This is a genomic window from Chryseobacterium sp. FW101-FHT12H09 (assembly GCF_058790395.1).
Map to the genome: position 1 here is coordinate 76,075 of NZ_JBYTCP010000002.1, position 22,065 is coordinate 98,139.

The window sequence follows — 22,065 nt, forward strand, 5'->3', positions numbered from 1 at the left end:
TATGAGACAAAATTCTATATTAATTTAGGAAAGAATTAGGAAAAAAATCCAAAAGCAGTTTTTATAGATATTCCTTAATCTGAAGAAGGTGTTTGATTGATTTCAATCCTTCTTCCTTTCTATTCTCATTCAGTGCATCAAAGAAAATAACATCTATTCCAAAATTTTGTGACCCAACTACATCTGCAATCCAGTCATCACCAATCAAAACACTTTCCTCTTTATGAGCATTTGAAAGACCTAAAGAATATTCAAAAATTTTAGGATTAGGTTTTCTTACTCCTACAGCATCTGCACTGGTAATCGTTTTGAAGTAGCCATCAATTCCTGAAAGGATACATTTTCTTTCCGTTACTTCTTTAAAACCATTCGAAATGATGTGTAATGTATAATTTTTAGATTTCAGGTAATCCAGAATATATATTGCACCTTCTACCAATTCATTATGATTGAGGATATTATCCAAAAAGTGTTCTTCAAAATAATCGGACAACTCCTCATTCTCTATCCCAAAATGTTTAAAGGTATCATAAAAACGGTGTTTTCTAAGATATTCTTTATCAATAAGACCGTCTCTTATTTTCTCCCAAAGACTTTCGTTAATATTATGATAAATCATATGGAATTCCTCAAAATCAATATTATAATTAAGAGTTATTTCCTGCTTATCAAAAAGGTCTTTAATGGTACGGTGAGCGTTCTTGCGATGATCCCAGAGCGTATTGTCCAGGTCAAAAAAAATGTGCTGAATTTTCATACAGCACAAAATTAATAATTTTAATTCTTGGAAATCGAATAATTCTTATTCTTAATCTTAGCTATTTCAAGATTTTTTGAAAAGCTGAGTAAAAAATCAACAGTTTGTTTTTTAGGTTTCAAAGTTTTCACTTTTAAGGAATCATTTTTTTTCATAGGCGAAACATGTTTATCCTTAAAACGGGAATTTTTAATAATTATTATCTTGTTAGGATAATATTATTCTCTTCCATGATTTTTCTTAAGTTGATCAAAGCATACCGTACGCGTCCCAGCGTAGTGTTAATGCTCATATCCGTGTGATCAGCAATTTCTTTAAAACTTAAGCCATCAAAAAACCTGAGTTTAATCACCTCTTGTTGATTTTGTGGTAGGAATTGAAGCATTCTCAATAAATCTTCCTGAATTTGATTAGTCACTAATTGGTCTTCAATATTTTCTGAAGGCTCCCTGATCAGATCGAAAATAGAGTATTCATCGGTTTCAAAAGTAGTTTCTGAAACTTTGATATTTTTCGATTTTAATCTAAAGTGGTCGATAATAAGATTGTAAGCAATCCTTTTTGCCCAAAGAATAAATTTTCCTTCTTCGTTATAACGTCCTTCTTTCAACATCACAATAATTTTCATGAATGTATCCTGGAAAACATCATTTGCAAGGTCTTCATCATTAATTTTGTAAAAAATGAATGTAAACAGTTCTCTCTGATGACGATGAATAAGAGTTGATAAAGCTCCTTCGTCTCCTTTTTGGTAAAGGGAAATTAATACGCAATCCGATTTTGATTTCATGACTTTCTTCTCAATATATATATTTGCCGACAGTTCTTCTTCCAGATATTTTATCTGGTAATAGCTGTAAATACAAAACAGTTTTTAAGAGTAAAGTCCAATCAATAAGCGGTACGTTTATTTATGGATGTAAATATAATAAATTTTTAATAACTGTTAACCTATTATTAATATTTAGAAATATTTTTTAAAAAAAACTACTTAAACATATCATGAATGAAGACAGTGGGGATATTTAATGTAAAGTTGACATTCACTCCTTTTAGCTGTTTTCCATTCAGTTCAGCGTCTCCAATAGGGAAAGCATAGCCCGCCGTTAAATCTAACAGCCCAAAAAGAGTAACTCCAACTTTCGGCGCTATATATTTATTTGTCCCTTCAACACCGGCTAAAAAATAATAAGAGTGGTAAAAATCTACATTTTTCTCAAAATTTAGTAATACATCAGCCTGAAGTTTGGGCATGATAGCAAATTTAGAGTCCGCTGAACCCATTAATGCAGAACCACCAATTCTGTAAATAACATCATCATTCTTCAGAAACAGTAATTTTCCACCTACTTCTCCAAAGCTTTGATTCTGGTACACGTATCCTACATTAATCATCTTATGCATGGTATATTGAGCATTTGCGTAAGTTGACAGAAAGAATATAGATATAACACTTATTACCAATCGAAAGTTCATCATTTCTTATTTATTTAAGGTGTAAAATTAAAAAAAACTGCTTTATCTAATGGAAGATAAAGCAGTATAAATATCTTAAAGAAAAAATTAAATGCCAAATGCTGTTTTAATCTCTTCTACTTTGTCTAATTTCTCCCAGGTGAAGAATTCCAGGTCTTTTAACGTAAGCTCGTTTTTATGCCCCTTATTGAAGGTTTTATCAGCAATATAATGTTCCTTACCCATATGTCCGTAAGAAGCTGTTTCCTGATAAATAGGATTTCTTAATTTTAAGTTTTCCTCAATAGCGTAAGGTCTCAGGTCAAAGATCTTAGAAACTTTTTTGGCCACATCTCCATCATGAAGATCAACTTTTGAAGTTCCGTATGTATTGATATACAATCCACAAGGTTCTGCAACACCGATAGCATAAGAAACCTGCACTAATACCTCATCAGCAACGCCAGCAGCCACAAGGTTTTTAGCAATATGTCTTGTTGCATATGCAGCACTTCTATCTACTTTTGAAGGATCTTTTCCAGAGAATGCACCACCACCGTGAGCTCCTTTTCCGCCGTAAGTATCTACAATGATCTTTCTTCCTGTAAGTCCTGTATCTCCGTGAGGCCCACCAATCACAAATTTACCTGTCGGATTGATATGATATTTGATCTGATCATTAAATAAAGCTTTAATTTCATCAGTTTGTTGAGCAACCACTCTTGGAATCAAAATACTTTTGATATCCTCACGAATTTTGTTCAACATTTCTTCTTCAGATCCAAAATCATCATGCTGCGTAGAAACAACAATAGAATCAATTCTTACCGGCTTATGATCATCAGAATATTCAATGGTAACCTGGCTTTTCGCATCAGGACGTAAATAAGTAATTTCAGTATTCTCTCTTCTTACCGCAGAAAGTTCTTTCAGGATCGTATGTGCCAAGTCTAATGCTAAAGGCATATAATTAGCCGTTTCATTGGTTGCATACCCAAACATCATCCCCTGGTCTCCTGCACCTTGTGCATTGGCTTTACTTTCGAAAGTTTCATCCGCAACTTTTCTGTCAACACCCTGATTAATATCTGGTGACTGCTCATGAATTGCAGAGATCACTCCACAAGAATCTCCGTTGAACATATATTCACCTTTTGTATAACCAATACCATTGATAACCTCTCTGGCAATAGTCTGAACATCAAGATAAGCATCTGACTTAACTTCTCCTGCCAATACTACCTGCCCAGTTGTAACAAGGGTTTCACAAGCTACTTTTGAATTTTTATCGTATGCTAAAAAATGATCAATTAAAGCGTCAGAAATCTGATCAGCAATTTTATCAGGATGTCCTTCTGAAACTGATTCAGATGTAAATAAATAAGACATATTATTCTTTGTTTTATTAGATTAAAATTTGAGGAATAATGAGAATAATTGCCTTGAAAGCTCAAAAAGGAATACTGTTTTAGCTTTTTTTTATAGAGGTTGCAATCAGGTCAAATTTTTCCTCGTTCGTAAACGTCTGCAAAGTTAAGTACTATTTTTTAATACTCAAAACTTTTAAGAAATAATTATAATTTTCTTGAAATTAGGAATTTATCCCGCTCAGAATTAAAAACTATTGTGGTTTTATGCTTACGAAATCTTTTGGATTTTCATTGTAATTTAGCCTTTCTTTCAAAGAAGTCTGTATTGAAGAAGATAATTCGTCAATAATTTTCTGTTTGAAGGTTGGCTTATAATAGATAATACTTATTTCTCTGTAAGGGAAGGGTTTTTTAAATCTGAAAACTTTACTTTTCTGTTCGTCAGAAAGCTGACTTAAAGCCAGTTCTGGTAAGATACTGATTCCTCCAACCTTATCAACCATATGAACTAAAGTTTGAATATTCGAAGCTAAGAAGTCTAAATTCTTAGGTTTCAATGTATTCTCTTTTAAATGACAAATATTTTCAAATTGATTTCTCAAACAGTTTCCTTCTTCTAAAAGCCATACTTTTTCAACATTCAGCTCTTCAGGAATGATATAAGAATTCTTTTTGTTAGCCTGTGTATCTGAACTGTAGATCATCAATTCTTCGTTGAATAAGAAATCCTGATAAAATTCGTCCGCTGTATCATATGGCGTTGAAATAATTCCAGCATCTAGCTCACCAGCTTTTAAAGCCTTGATAATACTATCTGTTGTCATTTCTTTTACATTCATCTGAATTTTTGGATTTTCATCCAAGAATTTGAAGATCTCACTTGGTAAAATAAAAGAAGAAACGGTAGGGATAATTCCAAGATTAATGGTACCTCCTAAAATGTTATTTAAAAGGTTAGCCTTATTCCTCAGCTCATTGACAGATTCTATAATTACCTTCGCCTGATCAATGATTTGAAGTCCCACATCTGTTGTACGGATCGGGTGTGTAGTTCTATCAAACACCTTTACATCCAGTTCATCCTCAAATTTCTGTATCATCGCACTTAGTGTAGGTTGCGTAATGAAGCATGCTTGAGCTGCTTTTCCAAAATGTTTGTACTTATCTACAGCGATAAGATACTCCAATTGCTGAATGTTCATCTGATTAATATTATCTATTACAAAGATATGATGTTTTTGCTATAAGCAATTAAAAATTCAAGTAAATTTGATAATTATTACACCCAAAACGACACAATAAATAAATCAAATCTTAACTATATGGATTCAAAAAAATTAACATTAAGCAGTGGTGCGCCATATTTTGAGCATCAGGATTCTCAGACTGTAGGTCCAAGAGGTCCGGTTTTATTGCAGGATTTTATACTTCAGGAAAATTTAGCACATTTTGTAAGAGAAAGAATCCCTGAAAGAATTGTTCATGCCAAAGGAAGTGGCGCCTATGGAACTCTTACTGTAACACATGACATTAGTAAATATACCAAAGCTAAATTGTTTTCAAAAGTGGGAAATTCTTGCAGGATGTTTGCAAGATTCTCGACGGTAGGTGGTGAAAAAGGAAGTGCAGATACAGCAAGAGACCCAAGAGGTTTTGCTCTAAAATTCTATACTGAAGATGGGAATTGGGATCTGGTAGGTAATAATACTCCCGTATTTTTTATTAAGGATGCAAAAAAATTTCCAGACTTCATTCACACTCAAAAAAGAGTTCCAAAAACCAATTTGAAAAGCGCAACGATGATGTGGGATTTCTGGAGTCTGAATCCTGAATCACTTCACCAGGTTCTTATTTTAATGTCTGATAGAGGAACTCCTCATGGTTATAGACATATGCATGGTTTTGGTTCTCACACTTTTTCGATGATCAATGAGAACAATGAAAGAGTATGGGTGAAATTTCATTTTAAAACAAAGCAGGGAATCAAAAACTTCAATAATGAAGAAGCGGTTAAGCTTTCGGGCGAAAATCCTGATTTCGCGCAGGAAGATCTTTGTAATGCTATTGAAAATGGAGATTTCCCAAAATGGACCATGTATATTCAGGTGATGACTGAAGAACAGGCTAAAGATTTCCGATGGAATCCTTTTGATGTCACTAAAGTCTGGTTCCAGGGAGACTTTCCGTTAATTGAAGTAGGAGAAATGGAATTAAATGAAGTTCCTGTTAACTATTTTGCCCATGTAGAGCAATCTACTTTTTCTCCAAGCAACCTGATCAATGGAATCAGTTTTTCTCCGGATAAAATGTTGCAAGGAAGACTGTTCTCTTATCCTGATGCACACCGATACAGAGTGGGAGTAAATGCCCATCAGCTGGAAGTGAACCGATGTCCTTTTGCTACTCATAATTACCAAAGAGATGGTTATATGGCAGATTCTAAAGATTATGGAGATAAGCCTAACTATCACCCTAACAGTTTTGATGATATTAAACCAGATGCAGCCTATAAAAATTATGAATATGAATTAGACAGTGCACATGTTGCCAGTTATAATAGAAATGAAAATGATGATGATCATTATACCCAACCGGGGCTTCTTTATACAAAAGCCATGAACAATGAAGACAGAGAACATCTTATTCATAACATCGTTGGAAGCATGAAAGGAATAGATGGACCAAAGAAAGATGAGATTATAAATCGTCAATTATGTCATTTTTTTAGAGCTAATATAGAACTTGGCATGAAAGTAGCATCACAACTAAATATCAATATTGATAGCAATATGATGAATCATATTAAATAGTCATACTAAACAATATTTCAACATAAAAGGAAAAAATATCAATTTTTTTTCCTTTTTTTTGTAAAAAAATTATAATTTGCAGGCGATACTATTTTAAAGTGGAAAAATGAGTTACGAGAATATTTTATTAAAAAAAGAAGATAAATTAGCTATTATTACAATAAACAGACCTGAAAGTCTTAATGCCTTAAATGCTAAAACAATTCAAGAAATAAGTACAGCTTTAGACGAACTAGATTCGGACAATTCTTGTAGGGTAGTTATTCTTACAGGAAGTGGAGAAAAATCTTTTGTTGCTGGAGCTGACATAAAAGAATTCAGCGATTTTGGACAGGAAAGAGCTGAAGAATTAGCTAAAAATGGTCAGAATTCTCTTTTTAACAAAATAGAAAACTTATCTAAACCTGTAATTGCAGCCGTAAATGGTTTTGCTTTAGGCGGTGGTTTAGAGCTTGCTATGGCGTGCCATATCAGATATGCATCGGAAAATGCCAGATTGGGGCTTCCAGAAGTAACGTTGGGATTAATTCCAGGTTACGGGGGCACACAAAGACTTCCAAAGCTTGTCGGAAAAGGCCTTGCCAATGAAATTATCTTCTCTGCTAAAATGATTCCTGCTCAACGAGCAAAGGAAATTGGATTAGTAAATGAAGTATATCCCATTGAAGATTTATTAACAAAAACAAAAGAATTAGCTAACATTATTGCCTTTAATTCACCAATGGCAATATCGAAAGCTATTCATGCTGTAAATCTATCGGATACTGATAAAGGTTTTGAAACCGAAATTAAATATTTTGGCGAGCTTTTTGAACTAGCTGATAAACAAGAAGGTGTTGCTGCTTTTATGGAAAAAAGAAAGCCCAACTTCTAAAAAAATTATTACTACAAATTATTTCGAAAAAACCAATGCAGCGGTATGAATAAGTTTGATAAAGCTTATCTAAAAATGGCTCAGGAATGGGCGAAACTTTCCTACTGTGAGAGAAAACAGGTAGGAGCTCTTATCGTAAAAGATAGGATGATTATTTCAGATGGTTACAACGGAACTCCTTCGGGATTCGAAAATTGCTGTGAAGATGCGGATGGAAAAACACACTGGTATGTATTGCATGCAGAAGCTAACGCTATATTAAAATTAGCAGCTTCTACTCAATCTGCAAAAGGAGCAACGTTATATTTAACGCTTTCTCCATGTAAGGAATGCAGTAAATTAATTTTACAGGCAGGAATTACAAGACTAGTGTATATTAATGAATATTCGGATGACGACGGGATATCATTCTTGAGAAACCATAATATTGAAATAGAACAAATTTCTGATTGTGAACTAAAAAAATAACACAAATGACTTGGGATGAAAAAATTAAGGATTTTGAGATCTTTCTTCGTTTCGAAAGAAATTTTTCAGAAAACACTCTCGACGCTTACGTTAGAGACATTAAAAAACTAAAAGAATACGCAGAAGAAGACCTTGGGAACATTGCACCCGATGTTATCGGATACGACAATCTGCAAGAGTACATCTTTAACCTTTCTAAACAAAAGTTCAGCGAACGATCACAAGCGAGATGGATTTCTTCCATCAAAGCCTTCTTCAAGTTTCTGCTTGAGGATGAAGCCCGTGAAGATAATCCTGCTGCATTGCTTGAAGGCCCCAAATTAGGATTGTATCTCCCTGATACACTAAGCTTGGTAGATATCAATAAGATTATTGGTGCTATTGAAGTTTCATCTGATCTGGGACGAAGAAACCAGTGTATTGTTGAAGTATTGTATGGCTGTGGTCTTCGTGTATCAGAGCTTATAGATCTAAAGATTTCAAATATTAATTTCAATGAAAATTATATTAAGGTAAATGGAAAGGGAAATAAAACCCGTTTCGTTCCTTTAGCTGACTATACAGCAGATTTACTAGGGAATTACATAAAGGAGATTCGTGCTAAAAATAAGATCAATAAAAAGTATGAAGACTCTTTATTTCTTAACAGTAGAGGAACTTCCATGTCCCGGGTTATTGTATTTCTGATCATTAAGGAACTCACTGATAAAGCTGGAGTTAGCAAAAAAATATCTCCACATACCTTTAGACATTCTTTTGCAACTCATTTGTTACAAAACGGGGCTGATCTACGTTATATTCAGGAAATGCTGGGACATTCCAGTATTACAACAACAGAAATATACACTCATTTAAAAACTGAAGAACTACGGGACGTAATTTTAAATTATCATCCGAGAAACATTAATATTACTCAGTAAAAGGAAGTTGCATCTGACACTTAAAAAATAATTATAAACAGATGAAGACATTGAAATATTGCCCAAATTGTGGCAAAGAATCTCTAAACTGGGACGGCGAAAAAAAATGGAGCTGCAATCATTGCGATTTCAGGCTATATAACAATGTTGCCGGTGCGGTAGCTGTCGTTATCAGACATGGAGATCAAATCTATCTGACAAGGAGAAATCAGGATCCTAAAAAAGGAAAATTAGATTTGGCTGGTGGTTTTGTTGATCCTAGAGAAAGTGCTGAAGAAGCTTGCAAAAGAGAGCTTTTTGAAGAACTGCAGTTAGATATTGATATTTCAAGCTTAAAGTATATTACAAGTCTTCCAAACATCTACCAGTATAAAGAAATTGATTATAATACAATCGATTTATTTTATGAGTATCGTGTTTCAGAAAAATTTGAAGTTAATCTTGCATTATCTGAGATATCAGAAACGCAATGGATACCACTGAAAAATATTAATCTTGATGATATCGCTTTCGACTCTCAAAAAATATTTTTTGAGCAGTATCTAAAGAATTTATAGATTACACACCTATTTAAAAATATTAATAGCAGAGCCTGGGCTCTGCTATTATTGTATAGAAACTATTTTATCCACAAACTCAAATCCTTTTTAGGATCAAGAGACTATATTGATCTAATAAGATTTTGATTTCAACATTTCCTCAAAGTAATTGGTCAATAACTTTCTTTCGGCATCAGATAAATTTGCTTCTTCATGATAAACAATGTATCCTGGCATTGGCATAGTCTTAGCTTGAAGTGTTGGAAGAATACCGGTAAGCATGCTGGCTTTCAGATCCGAGTTGTAAGTCTGCCATATTGAAAAATTAAGATGTTCCCGCCCTTCATTGACATGGCTTTTTATAGACCAGGATATCGGTGCTATATAAGAATATTTTGGATATACTGTCTCATTTGAATGACAGTCATAGCAAGCTCCTTTTATCAGAGTTCTGATCTTTTCAGGAGTTTTCTTTGCATCAACAAAATTCACTTTATGATCAATAGGTTTGTTAGCTCTATCAATAGGAACAAACTGGATCAGTGCAAAAACAACTAAGCTCCAGAATACGATCTTCTTTACCATTTTCATTATTTCTATCTCAAAGGCTGTAATGCTGTATTGCCCGATTTCAGCGTACGATCATCCTTCTTCTCAGGAGGTTTATTATTTTCCGGTTTAGGAATATTCAGCGTTTTAGTATCTAATACCCTTGTATCTTTCAGATCCCAGTCTTCATTACTGTCCCATAAAGGTCTTACGACAGCTACTTTATAGAAAATATAAGAATCTTCAGCAAAAATATCCTTTTGAAAGTCGGCTTCATCCCAATATTTATTATCATTATTATCAACCAATATTCTGACAATATACTCGCCAGGTTTCAGTATATCGAATTTGAGCTGGTCTCCTTTCGTATATTTCTGATACACTACCTTTTCTGATGTATCCAGTAGCTGAAGCCAATAATTTGATGTTGGTGCATTTTGAAGTTTAAATGTCAGACTGCCATAGTTTTCCACTTTATCCGTTTCAAAATCAAAACGTTTTGATGCAGGATTCTTATCATAGAAAGACAATACGGTCGTTTTAGGAACTATTAACTGATATTTCTTGCCTTCAATAAAATCCGATTGTATTAAGATCTGATATGGATTGGTTTCGGAAATCTTTGCCGTAAAATTCTGAGTTGTTAAACTATCACTTTTCAGCACCCATTTATCAGTATTGATCTTATCAATTACATAATTTGAAGTAATTTTAAAATCAGTTTTAGGGGGTAAAAGCGATCCATCATTATTATCAAGGCTCATTGCATTTTTGGCATTGTACTTATAAAACACAGAAACCGTATCCTTTTTATTATCAGCATCATAACTGAATTTTAAATTCTCAGTTACTGTTTGCCCTATATTATTTTTCACTGCATCAAACCAGATCTTTACAGTATCTGATTTAGGACGATGGGTTACTTTTATATCTTGTAATTTTTCATTAATGGAAAGAACTTTCACATTATCGGGACGCCCTTCAAACATCATTGTAATTCCTCCCGGTGTTTCTTTCATTTCCCCATATTTCAATGGCTTTTTAGATGGATAAATCTTTAAATTCAATCCAGAAATGGACTTTTCAATCTCTACAGGTTCTTTTTGAAAACCCACTTTTTCTTTACCTGGATCATACATAGAATTACCATTCTCATCTTCAAAGGCAATGATCTTATATTTCCCAGGCGATAAATAATTAAGCTCATAATATCCATCATCATCAACCTTTGTAATGTAGTAAGGTTTTTGCTTGTAATTCATAGTGTCCTGTACCTTGTACAACCCCACAACTAATTTATTATCTGAGCTCGTTTCTTTTTTTATGGATACTGCGTCACGGACATCACCACTTATATACAGATCATCAAGCTTATCGCCTGTGGAAAATGCAAAATTGAAGTATCGTAAAACATTTGCTTCATTATTATCTACAATCGAATTTCCAAAATTAAAATTATAAGTCGTATTGGCCTGTAACGTATCTTCCCACTGAATTAAAAGATATTTGTTGGCAATATTTGATGGTAAAATTCTTTTGATCTTTTTGATCGGCGGAGAAATAATTAAATTCTTATTGATATCCTTTAAAGTCACATATTCATCAAAATCAATACGCAGTTCCTTAATATCTCTTCGCACATTTATTCTGGTGGTATCAATATTTGAACTTAAAAATTTTGGAGCCAATGTGTCCTTGGGACCTCCAACCGGAGAACCCACTCTCGCACAAGATTGCACAAGAAAACCGATAGTAAATAGTAAAAGAAGTCTTTTCATGAATATGTTTAAGCAAAAGTAAACATTATTCTCCAAAAACTTCATGTCCGTTTTTTAAAGAATCCTGATTATCATTCATTACACTGTGGAGCTTGTCTTTCTGTACCGGAAAATCCTCGAATAATCCCGATAAAGCCAGTGCAGTATATACTCTGTTTGAATATTTGTTTCCGATTGCTACAATCGTTACTTTAGAGTTAAGCAAATGAGCAAAAACAGAATTTGTACCATGCCACCATCCATTATGGTAGGTCAGCTTTTCTCCATTATCAAAAATCTTCATTCTGAAACCTAGGCCATAATTATTCATTCCAGCTTTTTCATTGCTGTAAGGTGTGAAAACCATCTGCATCAATTCAGGTTTTAAAAAGTCTTTTGAATACATCGCTTTCGAAAAATTAAAAAGATCTCTAGGTGTGGTATATACATTTTTATCTCCATAAATGAGATCAAGTCTGTCTAGAGGATACAATTTGTTTCGTCCGTAATAAAAAGACTGTGCGGCAGTAGGAATATCCTTCTCCTGAAAAATATATGTATTTTTCATTTTTAGTGGTGAAAAAACCATTTCTTTCATCGCCTGGGGGAAAGGAGTTTTGGTAACCTGTTCTATAATTAGTGCCAGTAAAGCAAAATTGGTATTACAATACATAAACCCGGTATCGGTATCTCTTGCCAACTCAGGTTTATATTTAATAATCATATTTAATACATCCTGATTGGTAATAAATGCTTTTGAAAGTTCTGCAGGTGCGGGTTGAATTTTAGTAATAAAATATTCGTACTTCGGAAGACCGCTTCTCTGTGACAATAAATTTTGAATGGTAACATTAGGATATGGAAACCCTGGAAAATATTGAATCAGATGATCTGTCAGTTTTACCTTCCCCGCTTCAATCAATTTCATCATTGCCATTGCGGTCATAGTTTTCGAAACTGAAGCTACGTGTAAAGGTGTATTTTTATCAATAGGCATCTGATTTCCTTCTCTCCCGAAACCTCTGTAATTTTCATATAAGATATCATCTCCTTTTGCAACCAGTATTCCGCCACTTAAGTCACCTGCATCCCATACTTTTTTGTAATATTGATCAATATATTGAACTAAAGAGGCCTTATCAGAAAGTTGATCATCCGCTTTTGTAAAAACTTTATTAAGATCTACATTCCCATAGTTAGGAAGGTTAGTCGTGTTTTCAGTTACAGATTCTTTACTTTCGGATTTATTTTTACAAGAAAATAGAAATGCAAAAACAGTTAAAATAAGGACAAAATTATGCTTCTTCATGAGTATCAAAAATGAGCGGCAATTTAATAAAACAAAAAATTAATAATGAACAGAGAAGATAAATTATGAATTATTTAACACAAAAAACGGGATTCACAAAAAAAGTAAAATTTTGAAATCTCAGAATTATCAATTGTAGAAACAAACAACAGCTTAGAAAATGTTGAATTAGATTATCGGCTCTAAATCATTAATAGAGCGAATCATCAGCAATAGATGGTGATTTAACCTAAAAAGAACCTATGATTTTATCAACAATAACCTGAGCCAGCTTTTCCTTGCTCTGATGAGTCCAACCTGCGATATGAGGCGTTACAATTACTTTTTCGGAGTGTAAAAGATATTGTAGATCTTCATTTTCTCCAATTTCTAGATTTTCAAAAGAAGACTTCTCATATTCCAAAACATCCAGGCAAGCTCCTTTTACTTTTCCAGCCTTTAAAGCTTCTACTAAACTTTTAGTTTCTATGTTTTTCCCTCTCGCTGTATTTACGAAATAGAAGTCATTTTTCATATCGGAAATAAATGGGCCGTCGATCAGATAGTAAGATTCATCAGTTAATGGAATATGTAAACTTAGAACCTCAGCCTGTTCTTTTAGTTCCTTTAAAGAAACCTGTGTTCCATATTCATCAGAAAGGTTAGGTAAAATATCATGGAAAATTACTTTACAGCCAAATCCTGAAAGTCTTTGTGCAGTGGCTTTTCCCATATTTCCATAGCCAATAAGTCCAACTGTTTTCCCCAACAACTCATCTCCTCTGTTTTCTTCACGCAACCAGATCCCATTCTTCACTTCCTGAGAAGCAATGAAAAGTCTATTCATCAAGATCAATAACATCCCGACAACATGTTCTGCCACGGAATCTCTATTTCCTTCTGGAGAATTGATAAGTTGAATTCCTAATTTTTCGGCAACAGGGATATCGATATTTTCCATTCCAGCCCCTACTCTGGCAATAAATTTCAGATTTTTTCCTTTTTCAAGAAAGTTTTTATCTAAGGGAATTCTACTCCTTATAATAACGCCATCGTACTGAGCAATCTTATTACAAACCTCATCATAGGAAGAAGTAAAATCCTCTTCTAAAACAAATTTTTTCGCTAAAAGCTGTTCAGTGATAAGGGGGTGATTTTTATCTAAAAGGAGGATTCTCATGATATAAGTATTGAAAGCTTAAAATTAACTTAATCTATGATGACACTATAACTGAGCATTTGATCATTTTTAAAGAATTTCAACAAAAAGATAATAGATAGATGTTTAGATTCCTACGAAATGACAAGAACTCTGTAATATTCTATAATTATATACAAGTATTGGGTTATACAAAGCCCTGATACTATTTATCTTTTTTTCCTTTCTCTGGCTCCTGGAATAACTTCTTCAGCTCTACAGATTCCAAAGGCTTCATTCTTCCAGAAAGGATCAATGAAAGTTCTTTTCTACGGAAAGCGGCAGCAAACCTCTCTTTTTCTTCTTCCGTTTCAGGCATCATTTCAGGGATCGGGATCGGACGGTTAAACTCATCTACAGCAACGAAAGTATAAATTCCGTCATTGGTATGAATCTTCTTCTGATTAATAGGATCATCCAACCAAACATCAACATACACCTCCATAGAAGTAGAAAATGCTCTAGAAACTTTAGATTCTAAAATCACAATCCCTCCTTCAGGAATTGGATGATTAAAAGAAACATGATTTACAGAAGCTGTCACTACTCTTCTTTCACAATGTCTTGCTGCAGAAATAGATGCACAACGATCCATTTTTGCTAAAAGTTCACCTCCAAAAAGATTTCTTAAGGAATTTGTTTCATTGGGAAGAACAATGTTAGTCATAATCGTCAGTGAATCTGACGCTTTTTTTATTTTTTTTGCCATGTTGCCTTAGTGTTGTTTTGAGTGGTTTTGAGGTTGCCTCCTTTTTGAGCTGGTTGTATTAAGGAATCTTTTTTTAAAGAATCCAAAACCTTCATCTGTGTAGAATCTCTTTTAACTTTTACTGTATCCTTTTCTATCCTTCTTGTTTTAGTCTGTACAGAAACACTATCAAAAGATTTTTTACCAAATAAAAGTTCTTGTTGTGTAAATGCCAGATAAAGTATACCTAAAACAGGAATTATAAAAAGAAAAATCCAGAGAATAGATTTATTGAACTTGTAATCTTTATCTGTATTTTCAGAAACTGATGACTTCTCTGTACTACTTATATCAGAAAGCTTGATCTCTTCCAAACCATAATAATCCGGATGATTAGATTCTAATCTATTCCCTTTGAAGTGTGTCACTCCATCTTCGATGAAAATCGACCCCAAATTCTGAATTTCTAAAGTCTGGTCTGCCTGAAGTTTCTTTTTCCAAAAATCAGTCTGAATCTGTAATTCACTTTGAGCAGATTCCTGTGAAATTTGTTTTTGATTACTTATAAAAGATATCAATTCATCAGATTCCACCTCATAATCTGATGCAAATGCAATCTGACTGGAGGGAGGAAGTATACTTCCATTTTCTGAATTAATAATCGCTTTAGAGTTTTCCAAAGAAAACACACCAAAAGCCGGAACTGTAACAGTACCAAATTGTTTCAGATATTCTAGAATGTAAGCAGAAATATTCATTTGGCAGCAAATTTATAACTTTTTCAGGACTTTTTATGACATTTATTTGCATAAAAAAAGACTGCCATAACAGTCTTAAAATGTATAATTTCAGGTTTAAATTCGTTTTTTAAACATTTGGAAATAAATACCTCTTATTTTTGTAATATCGTTATTGAATTTTCCAACTTATTCCAAACATAAAATTAGTTCCTGCCTGTGAAAAATAGTAAGGCTCTCCACCATACACAGCTCCATTGTTCACGTATTTCTTATTAAAAATATTATTCACCAGTAGCTTTAAAGCAATATCGTTATTGGCAATTTTGAATTCATACTGTGCATTAAAGTCAGTAAGAAGATAATCTTTAAGCTGCAAATTTTTATCTTCTGTATTATCAAGATACTGTTTCCCTACATATTGATTCATCAAAGAAAACTGGAAATTTTTATTAGGATTAAATTTCAACCCTAAGTTGGCAATAATGTCCGGTGAGAATGAAATCTGTGTATTTCCCAACTCCTTAACCAACGTTTCATTTTCTATTTTAAAATCCTGATTCCTATTTTGGCTCACACTCACATTACCTGAAACTTCCCATTGTTTTGAAAGTTTTGCTACTGCCCCCACTTCAATTCCTCTTCTATAACTTTCACCAGAATTTGTTCTTATAAATGCACCAACGTTATTAAGCTCACCATTTAGAACCAACTGATTTACATAATACATATAATACAAGTTAGCAGTCAACGAAACAATTCCTAACTGCTTTTCAAATCCTGCCTCAAAATCATGAAGCTTTTCTGCTTTTACATCATTATTAGCGATAAGATCATCCCTATTCGGTTCACGTTGAGCATGGGCATATGATAAGAATATTTTCCCATTTCCAATTCTATAATTTACACCGGCTTTTGGATTAAAGAACAACCAATTCTTCTTTAAATTAGCACCTTCATTATCACCAGCCAATATAATTTTTGTGTCATAGTCTATATTTCTAAGCTGTAGATCTCCGAAAAACTCAAAGTCATTTATTTTATACAAAGCCTTAGCAAATCCAGCCACTTCATTTTTTACAGATCGTCCCCTGTAGTATTCGTGTTCATTAATAGGATGAAAAACTCCGGTTACATTACCATAATGTCTTCCATAATATTGATTTCCAACTACTCCAAAATTAAGATCCAGATTTTCATACTTTCCGTAAAGCGTTGAAACAATTCCGTAAAAGTCATTATTCAGCCATTTTTTCCTGATAAAGTCAGAATCTTTTATTAACTCTCCTTCATCAAGGATATCCGGCAAGTTATATGTTGAAAAAGGATCCCCCTGTTTGTAGTTTTCATAATACCCTTTTCCTTTCGTATAATGCAAAGTAGTTTCTAAATTCCAGTGATCATTAAACCCTTGTTCCCAAAGTAATTGATAATGATTCTGTCTGTAATTATCTGTTTCATTATTATAAAAACCGGTGATATTCCCATCTGTTCCGTAGATTGCTCCTGAATAATTGAATTTAGGATCTGTTTCCCAGGTCTTTCTGTCTATTCCGTTCCAGGCCTGATAGGTTTTTTCTTTCCCACCAAAAGCCATTAAACGAATTCTTGTTTTACCTTCCTCAAATAAAGCAGTGAAATTATAGGAATCCAATCTAGATGAAGCTCTATCAATATATCCATCAGAACTAATGTGCGTGTATCTTCCCATTAGAGAAAGACGGTTGTTCCAGAATTTTCCAGAACCAACTTCCGCTGAATATTTATAAGTACTGAATGATCCATAGCTATCATCAGTTTTTACATAGAACTTATCATCCGGATCTTTAGAGATCACATTAATACTTGCTCCAAAGGCTGAAACTCCATTGTTTGATGTCCCTACTCCTCTTTGAATAATGATCTGTGAAGCAGAACTCGTTAAATCAGGAACATTCACAAAAAAGGTCCCCTGACTTTCGGAGTCATTGAAAGGAACTCCATTCATCATCACATTGATTCCTCTACCAGCAACCCCACGAATTCTAAATCCGGTATATCCAACTCCATTTCCAGCATCTGAAGTAGATATAACAGAAGTCTGATTTTTTAAAAGTATAGGTAGATCCTGACCTAGATTTCGACTATCAAGATCTTTCTGAACATTAATAATTTCTTTAGCAACAGGAAGTCTTTTGGTGAAGTTGACAGCCTCAATTTCCTTAATTTTTATGGTGTCTGTTTTTTGGGCTTGTACAAAACCCAACGAGCTTGCAGTAAGCCCTAAAAAAAGTAATCCTTTCATTCTATAAATTTTAAAATTTAATGAATAAAAGGGGATCAATAAGATATTATACATTTCCGACATTTAGTCGAAGCGTCCCTAAACAGCATTACCTGTTCCAGGTTCATTGGGTATAATCTCAGCCTGTAAAAGCACCCCTTTATTTCAGCCGCAAAATTACAAAAAATATATGAGACGAGAAATGGGGTTCGAGATTCAGCTAACTGGCTCCATTTGCGAGGTTCAGGAACAAGGCTTCGAGTTAAGAATAGTCAACATTTACGAATAATTCACGTTTTTGAAATATTCTTTTCCCAGATCGAATAACAGGCACAAATATTTTACACCTCGCCCCTTATCTAATATGCTTTGTTCTTTGAATCAATATAATAGTAGTTGATTCCATCTTTGGTTACTTCAAACATTTTCCCCAATTTCCAACTGAAGTTTCGCTTGATATTAGAATACTCAAAAGGAATGACCACTTTATTATGAACATCGATCACTCCAAATCTGTCATTATGAGATGCTACGATCATAGGGTCTGAAACATCATCCCCTTCCATGATATGAAGATATTCATACTGAGGATAGATCTGATAATCTCTATAATCGGCTGCGTTTACGAATTTTGAAGGTTCAATAATTCCATAGAAGCCATTCAAAATATAAGCCTGATATTGCTGTTGTTTAAATTCAGTTTTACATTTTCCCAAATCTGGATTTTTGTATTGGTAAACTCTTTTACCGGACTGATCTATTCTGTAGGAAATCAGATCTTTTTCAACAGTAGCATAATCTTTTGTTCCAAACTTTCTGATTTTTTCATTAGGAGAGTACAAAAGATTACAGTCTTCAGCAAAAAATACGGCAATATGATATTCAGGTTGAATAATAAACTTTCCTTTTTGATTAATATATCCGAATTTTCCATCCTTCTTTTGAGGAATCAGGACAGGAATATCTTCATTAATAAATACCAGATCAGGATTAATTTTAGGTTGAGCTACTTTTTTCTGAACCGTTTTTGAAGTTTTTTTAACCTGATATTTTTTTACAGATTTTGTTTGGGAAAAAACAAAAACCGAAATAAAGAGGGATAGAAGACTTATTGTGTTTTTCACTTTCATCATTTTTTTGCAAAAGTACAGCCAAAATAGAAAATATAAAAATCATATTTATAAAGAATCTAAATAATTACACCCTGATAAAATATTAAAAATTCGTAATTTTGGGAACATTTTTAATTGTTTGATAATTTTAAAACGTATTGAGATCGAACTTTTGACACTAACATGATCAAAAAAGTATCCGAACGTTACCCGGAAAGAGTTTTTTGCGGCAAGAAAGATTACAGGTAAGCTACTTACATTTTTCAGACAAGGCCCTTTTATAATCACTTTTGGGACGGAATTATTATCTCACATTTTTAAAAGAGGTATAGATTATGCTGATTTTACTTCAGTCCATCTTGCATATCAAGATTCGACAGCTCAAATGGTATTATTGTAGTTTATACAGACTGGCAAAAAATGTGGCAGTACTACGAACTGCGTTATAAATTTACCTTTAACATTGAAAAAGAGACTTCTATTATGAATATTTATAAGGATTACATCAAAGAGATTGAAGAAAGAAAAAACCAGGGGCTTAATCCAAAGCCAATTGATGGTGCTGAATTACTAAGTGAAATTATCACACAAATTAAAGATTCAGGTAATGCAGATCGATCGGATTCTCTTAAATTTTTCATTTATAACACCTTACCCGGAACGACAAGTGCAGCGGGAGTGAAAGCTAAATTTTTAAAAGAAATTATTCTGGGTGAATCTCTAATAGATGAGATCTCACCAGCTTATGCTTTTGAGTTGTTATCTCATATGAAAGGTGGCCCTTCAATTGAAGTGTTGCTGGATCTGGCTTTGGGTAATGATATATCTATTGCCAAAGAAGCGGCAAACGTTCTTAAAACACAGGTTTTCCTTTATGATGCTGATACAAATCGTTTAAAGGAAGCATTCAATAGCGGTAATGAAATCGCAAAAGAAATTATTGAAAGCTATGCACAAGCAGAGTTTTTCACTAAACTACCGGAAGTTGCTGAAGAGATTAAAGTAGTGACATTTATTGCTGGTGAAGGGGATATTTCAACTGACTTACTTTCTCCGGGTAATCAGGCTCACTCAAGATCAGACCGTGAACTTCACGGTAAATGTATGATTACTCCCCAGGCACAAGAGGAGATCAAGGCTCTTCAGGCACAACATCCTGACAAAAGTGTGATGTTAATCGCAGAGAGAGGTACTATGGGCGTAGGTTCATCAAGAATGTCTGGAGTAAACAACGTTGCTTTATGGACTGGCAAACAAGCAAGCCCATATATTCCATTTGTAAATATTGCTCCAATCGTGGGCGGAACAAATGGTATTTCTCCGATTTTCCTTACAACTGTTGATGTTACAGGAGGTATTGGTATTGACCTTAAAAACTGGGTGAAAAAGCTGGACGCAGATGGCAACCCGATCCGTAATGAAAATGGAGAACCCATCCTTGAGGAAACTTATTCTGTAGCTACCGGCACTGTTCTTACCATTAATACAAAGACAAAAAAACTTTATAATGGTGATCAAGAGCTGATTGACATTTCTAAGGCATTCACTCCACAGAAAGTTGAATTTATAAAAGCTGGTGGATCATACGCTATCGTATTTGGTAAAAAACTTCAGACATTTGCCGCAAAACTTCTAGGAATAGAAACACCCCTTGTTTTTGCTCCGTCAAAAGAAATTTCTCATGAGGGACAGGGTCTTACAGCAGTAGAAAAAATATTCAACAGAAATGCAGTAGGTACAACACCAGGAAAAGTGTTACACGCAGGTTCAGATGTTCGTGTAGAAGTTAATATCGTTGGTTCACAGGACACAACTGGTCTTATGACTTCTCAGGAATTGGAATCAATGGCGGCTACAGTAATTTCCCCAATTGTTGATGGTGCATACCAATCAGGTTGTCACACCGCTTCAGTATGGGATAAAAAAGCTCAGGCCAATATTCCAAAATTAATGAAATTCATGAACGATTTCGGTTTGATCACAGCTCGTGACCCGAAAGGTGAGTATCACGCTATGACAGACGTAATTCACAAAGTTCTTAATGATATAACAATCGATGAGTGGGCGATCATTATTGGTGGTGACTCACACACAAGAATGTCCAAAGGTGTTGCTTTTGGAGCAGATTCAGGAACAGTTGCTCTTGCACTCGCTACAGGTGAGGCATCTATGCCAATTCCCGAATCTGTTAAGGTAACCTTCAAAGGAAACATGAAGGAGCATATGGATTTCCGTGATGTGGTTCATGCAACACAGGCTCAAATGCTTAAACAGTTTGGAGGAGAGAATGTATTCCAGGGAAGAATCATCGAGGTTCACATTGGAACGCTTCCTGCTGACCAGGCATTCACATTTACAGACTGGACTGCCGAAATGAAGGCAAAAGCTTCTATCAATATTTCTGAAGATAGCACCCTAATTGAATCATTGGAAATTGCAAAAGGCAGAATCCAGATCATGATTGACAAAGGCATGGATAATCATAATCAGGTTCTTCAGGGATTAATTAACAAAGCTGACAAGAGAATCGCTGAAATCAGATCAGGTGAAAAACCGGCTCTAACTCCAGATGCAAATGCTAAGTATTATGCTGAAGTGGTTGTTGATCTTGATGTGATTATAGAACCAATGATTGCCGATCCTGATGTAAACAATGATGATGTTTCTAAACGATACACCCATGATACGATCAGAGCGCTTTCTTTTTATGGAGGAGAGAAAAAAGTAGATCTTGGTTTTGTTGGATCTTGTATGGTTCACAAAGGAGATTTGAAAATTGTTTCTCAAATGCTTAAAAATATTGAAAGACAGCAAGGCAAAGTTGAGTTTAATGCTCCACTTGTTGTAGCTGCACCAACATACAACATCATCGATGAATTAAAAGCAGAAGGAGACTGGGAGTTTTTAGAAAAATACTCTGGCTTCGAATTTGATGATAATACTCCTAAAGGCGAGGCTCGTGTTGAATATAAAAACATGATGTATCTTGAACGCCCCGGATGTAACCTTTGTATGGGTAATCAGGAAAAAGCGGCTAAAGGAGATACTGTATTGGCGACTTCTACCCGTCTTTTCCAAGGAAGAGTAGTTGAAGATTCTGAGCGTAAAAAAGGAGAATCTCTACTTGCATCAACTCCGGTTGTTGTTCTATCTGCTATCATTGGAAGAATTCCTAACATAGACGAATATAAAGCTGCAGTTGAGGGCATTGACCTGACTAAGTTTGTACCCCCTATTAAAGAACTGGTTCAGGTTGGTCATTAACAGCATTAAATGACAA

General features: G+C 34.1%; 19 protein-coding genes. 6 read left to right on the forward strand and 13 right to left on the reverse strand.

Annotated elements, in window-relative coordinates:
- Window positions 1–61: 61 nt before the first annotated feature.
- From AC3WRL_RS06040 to AC3WRL_RS06060, 5 genes are all read right to left on the reverse strand, one after another.
- Window positions 62–757: a YjjG family noncanonical pyrimidine nucleotidase gene (locus tag AC3WRL_RS06040; protein ID WP_492329927.1), complete on the reverse strand. Its 696-nt coding sequence runs from the start codon at window positions 755–757 to the stop codon at window positions 62–64.
- A gap of 199 nt (window positions 758–956) precedes the next feature.
- Window positions 957–1,547: an RNA polymerase sigma factor gene (locus AC3WRL_RS06045; RefSeq protein WP_261510223.1), complete on the reverse strand. Its 591-nt coding sequence runs from the start codon at window positions 1,545–1,547 to the stop codon at window positions 957–959.
- Window positions 1,548–1,744: 197 nt separating this feature from the next.
- Complete coding sequence (locus AC3WRL_RS06050; RefSeq protein WP_261510225.1) at window positions 1,745–2,236, reverse strand: hypothetical protein; 492 nt, start codon at window positions 2,234–2,236, stop codon at window positions 1,745–1,747.
- 84 nt (window positions 2,237–2,320) lie between these two features.
- On the reverse strand, window positions 2,321–3,601 hold the full coding sequence (metK, locus tag AC3WRL_RS06055; protein ID WP_261510226.1) for a methionine adenosyltransferase: 1,281 nt from the start codon (window positions 3,599–3,601) through the stop codon (window positions 2,321–2,323).
- Between the two features lie 232 nt (window positions 3,602–3,833).
- Complete coding sequence (locus AC3WRL_RS06060) at window positions 3,834–4,784, reverse strand: LysR substrate-binding domain-containing protein (RefSeq protein WP_261510228.1); 951 nt, start codon at window positions 4,782–4,784, stop codon at window positions 3,834–3,836.
- Window positions 4,785–4,904: 120 nt separating this feature from the next.
- Here AC3WRL_RS06060 and AC3WRL_RS06065 point away from each other — a divergent pair, with 120 nt between their 5' ends.
- From AC3WRL_RS06065 to AC3WRL_RS06085, 5 genes are all read left to right on the forward strand, one after another.
- Entirely contained in the window at window positions 4,905–6,392 is a 1,488-nt protein-coding gene (locus AC3WRL_RS06065; RefSeq protein ID WP_261510229.1) for a catalase, read from the forward strand.
- Between the two features lie 106 nt (window positions 6,393–6,498).
- The gene (locus tag AC3WRL_RS06070) at window positions 6,499–7,266 is read left to right on the forward strand and encodes an enoyl-CoA hydratase/isomerase family protein (protein WP_261510231.1); all 768 of its coding nucleotides are present in this window, start codon (window positions 6,499–6,501) and stop codon (window positions 7,264–7,266) included.
- A gap of 45 nt (window positions 7,267–7,311) precedes the next feature.
- Window positions 7,312–7,734, forward strand: coding sequence for a deoxycytidylate deaminase (locus AC3WRL_RS06075; RefSeq protein ID WP_200243497.1), 423 nt, complete (start codon window positions 7,312–7,314; stop codon window positions 7,732–7,734).
- Window positions 7,735–7,739: 5 nt separating this feature from the next.
- A complete protein-coding gene (xerD, locus tag AC3WRL_RS06080) occupies window positions 7,740–8,654 on the forward strand; it encodes a site-specific tyrosine recombinase XerD (protein WP_261510235.1) in 915 nt (304 codons plus the stop codon).
- Window positions 8,655–8,695: 41 nt separating this feature from the next.
- Window positions 8,696–9,211: an NUDIX hydrolase gene (locus AC3WRL_RS06085; RefSeq protein ID WP_261510236.1), complete on the forward strand. Its 516-nt coding sequence runs from the start codon at window positions 8,696–8,698 to the stop codon at window positions 9,209–9,211.
- 114 nt (window positions 9,212–9,325) lie between these two features.
- On the opposite strand, the gene AC3WRL_RS06090 is transcribed toward AC3WRL_RS06085, so the two are convergent.
- From AC3WRL_RS06090 to AC3WRL_RS06125, 8 genes are all read right to left on the reverse strand, one after another.
- Window positions 9,326–9,778 (reverse strand): heme-binding domain-containing protein, encoded by a 453-nt coding sequence (locus AC3WRL_RS06090; RefSeq protein WP_492329928.1) that lies wholly within the window; start codon window positions 9,776–9,778, stop codon window positions 9,326–9,328.
- An 11-nt stretch (window positions 9,779–9,789) separates the two neighbouring features.
- Complete coding sequence (locus tag AC3WRL_RS06095) at window positions 9,790–11,520, reverse strand: Ig-like domain-containing domain (protein WP_492329929.1); 1,731 nt, start codon at window positions 11,518–11,520, stop codon at window positions 9,790–9,792.
- A gap of 25 nt (window positions 11,521–11,545) precedes the next feature.
- Window positions 11,546–12,808: a serine hydrolase domain-containing protein gene (locus AC3WRL_RS06100; RefSeq protein WP_492329930.1), complete on the reverse strand. Its 1,263-nt coding sequence runs from the start codon at window positions 12,806–12,808 to the stop codon at window positions 11,546–11,548.
- Window positions 12,809–13,037: 229 nt separating this feature from the next.
- Window positions 13,038–13,967, reverse strand: a complete 930-nt coding sequence (locus tag AC3WRL_RS06105; protein WP_492329931.1) for a 2-hydroxyacid dehydrogenase — start codon at window positions 13,965–13,967, stop codon at window positions 13,038–13,040.
- Between the two features lie 184 nt (window positions 13,968–14,151).
- The gene (locus tag AC3WRL_RS06110) at window positions 14,152–14,694 is read right to left on the reverse strand and encodes an acyl-CoA thioesterase (protein ID WP_492329932.1); all 543 of its coding nucleotides are present in this window, start codon (window positions 14,692–14,694) and stop codon (window positions 14,152–14,154) included.
- Window positions 14,679–15,431: an HU domain-containing protein gene (locus tag AC3WRL_RS06115; protein ID WP_261510246.1), complete on the reverse strand. Its 753-nt coding sequence runs from the start codon at window positions 15,429–15,431 to the stop codon at window positions 14,679–14,681. Before AC3WRL_RS06115 ends, AC3WRL_RS06110 begins: the two co-directional genes overlap by 16 nt.
- Window positions 15,432–15,582: 151 nt before the next feature.
- Window positions 15,583–17,694 carry a TonB-dependent receptor gene (locus AC3WRL_RS06120; RefSeq protein ID WP_492329933.1) on the reverse strand — a complete coding sequence of 704 codons (2,112 nt, stop codon included), beginning with the start codon at window positions 17,692–17,694 and terminating at the stop codon, window positions 15,583–15,585.
- A gap of 338 nt (window positions 17,695–18,032) precedes the next feature.
- Window positions 18,033–18,797: a WG repeat-containing protein gene (locus AC3WRL_RS06125; RefSeq protein ID WP_492329934.1), complete on the reverse strand. Its 765-nt coding sequence runs from the start codon at window positions 18,795–18,797 to the stop codon at window positions 18,033–18,035.
- Between the two features lie 471 nt (window positions 18,798–19,268).
- Here AC3WRL_RS06125 and AC3WRL_RS06130 point away from each other — a divergent pair, with 471 nt between their 5' ends.
- Window positions 19,269–22,049, forward strand: coding sequence for a bifunctional aconitate hydratase 2/2-methylisocitrate dehydratase (locus AC3WRL_RS06130; RefSeq protein ID WP_492330248.1), 2,781 nt, complete (start codon window positions 19,269–19,271; stop codon window positions 22,047–22,049).
- Window positions 22,050–22,065 lie beyond the last annotated feature (16 nt).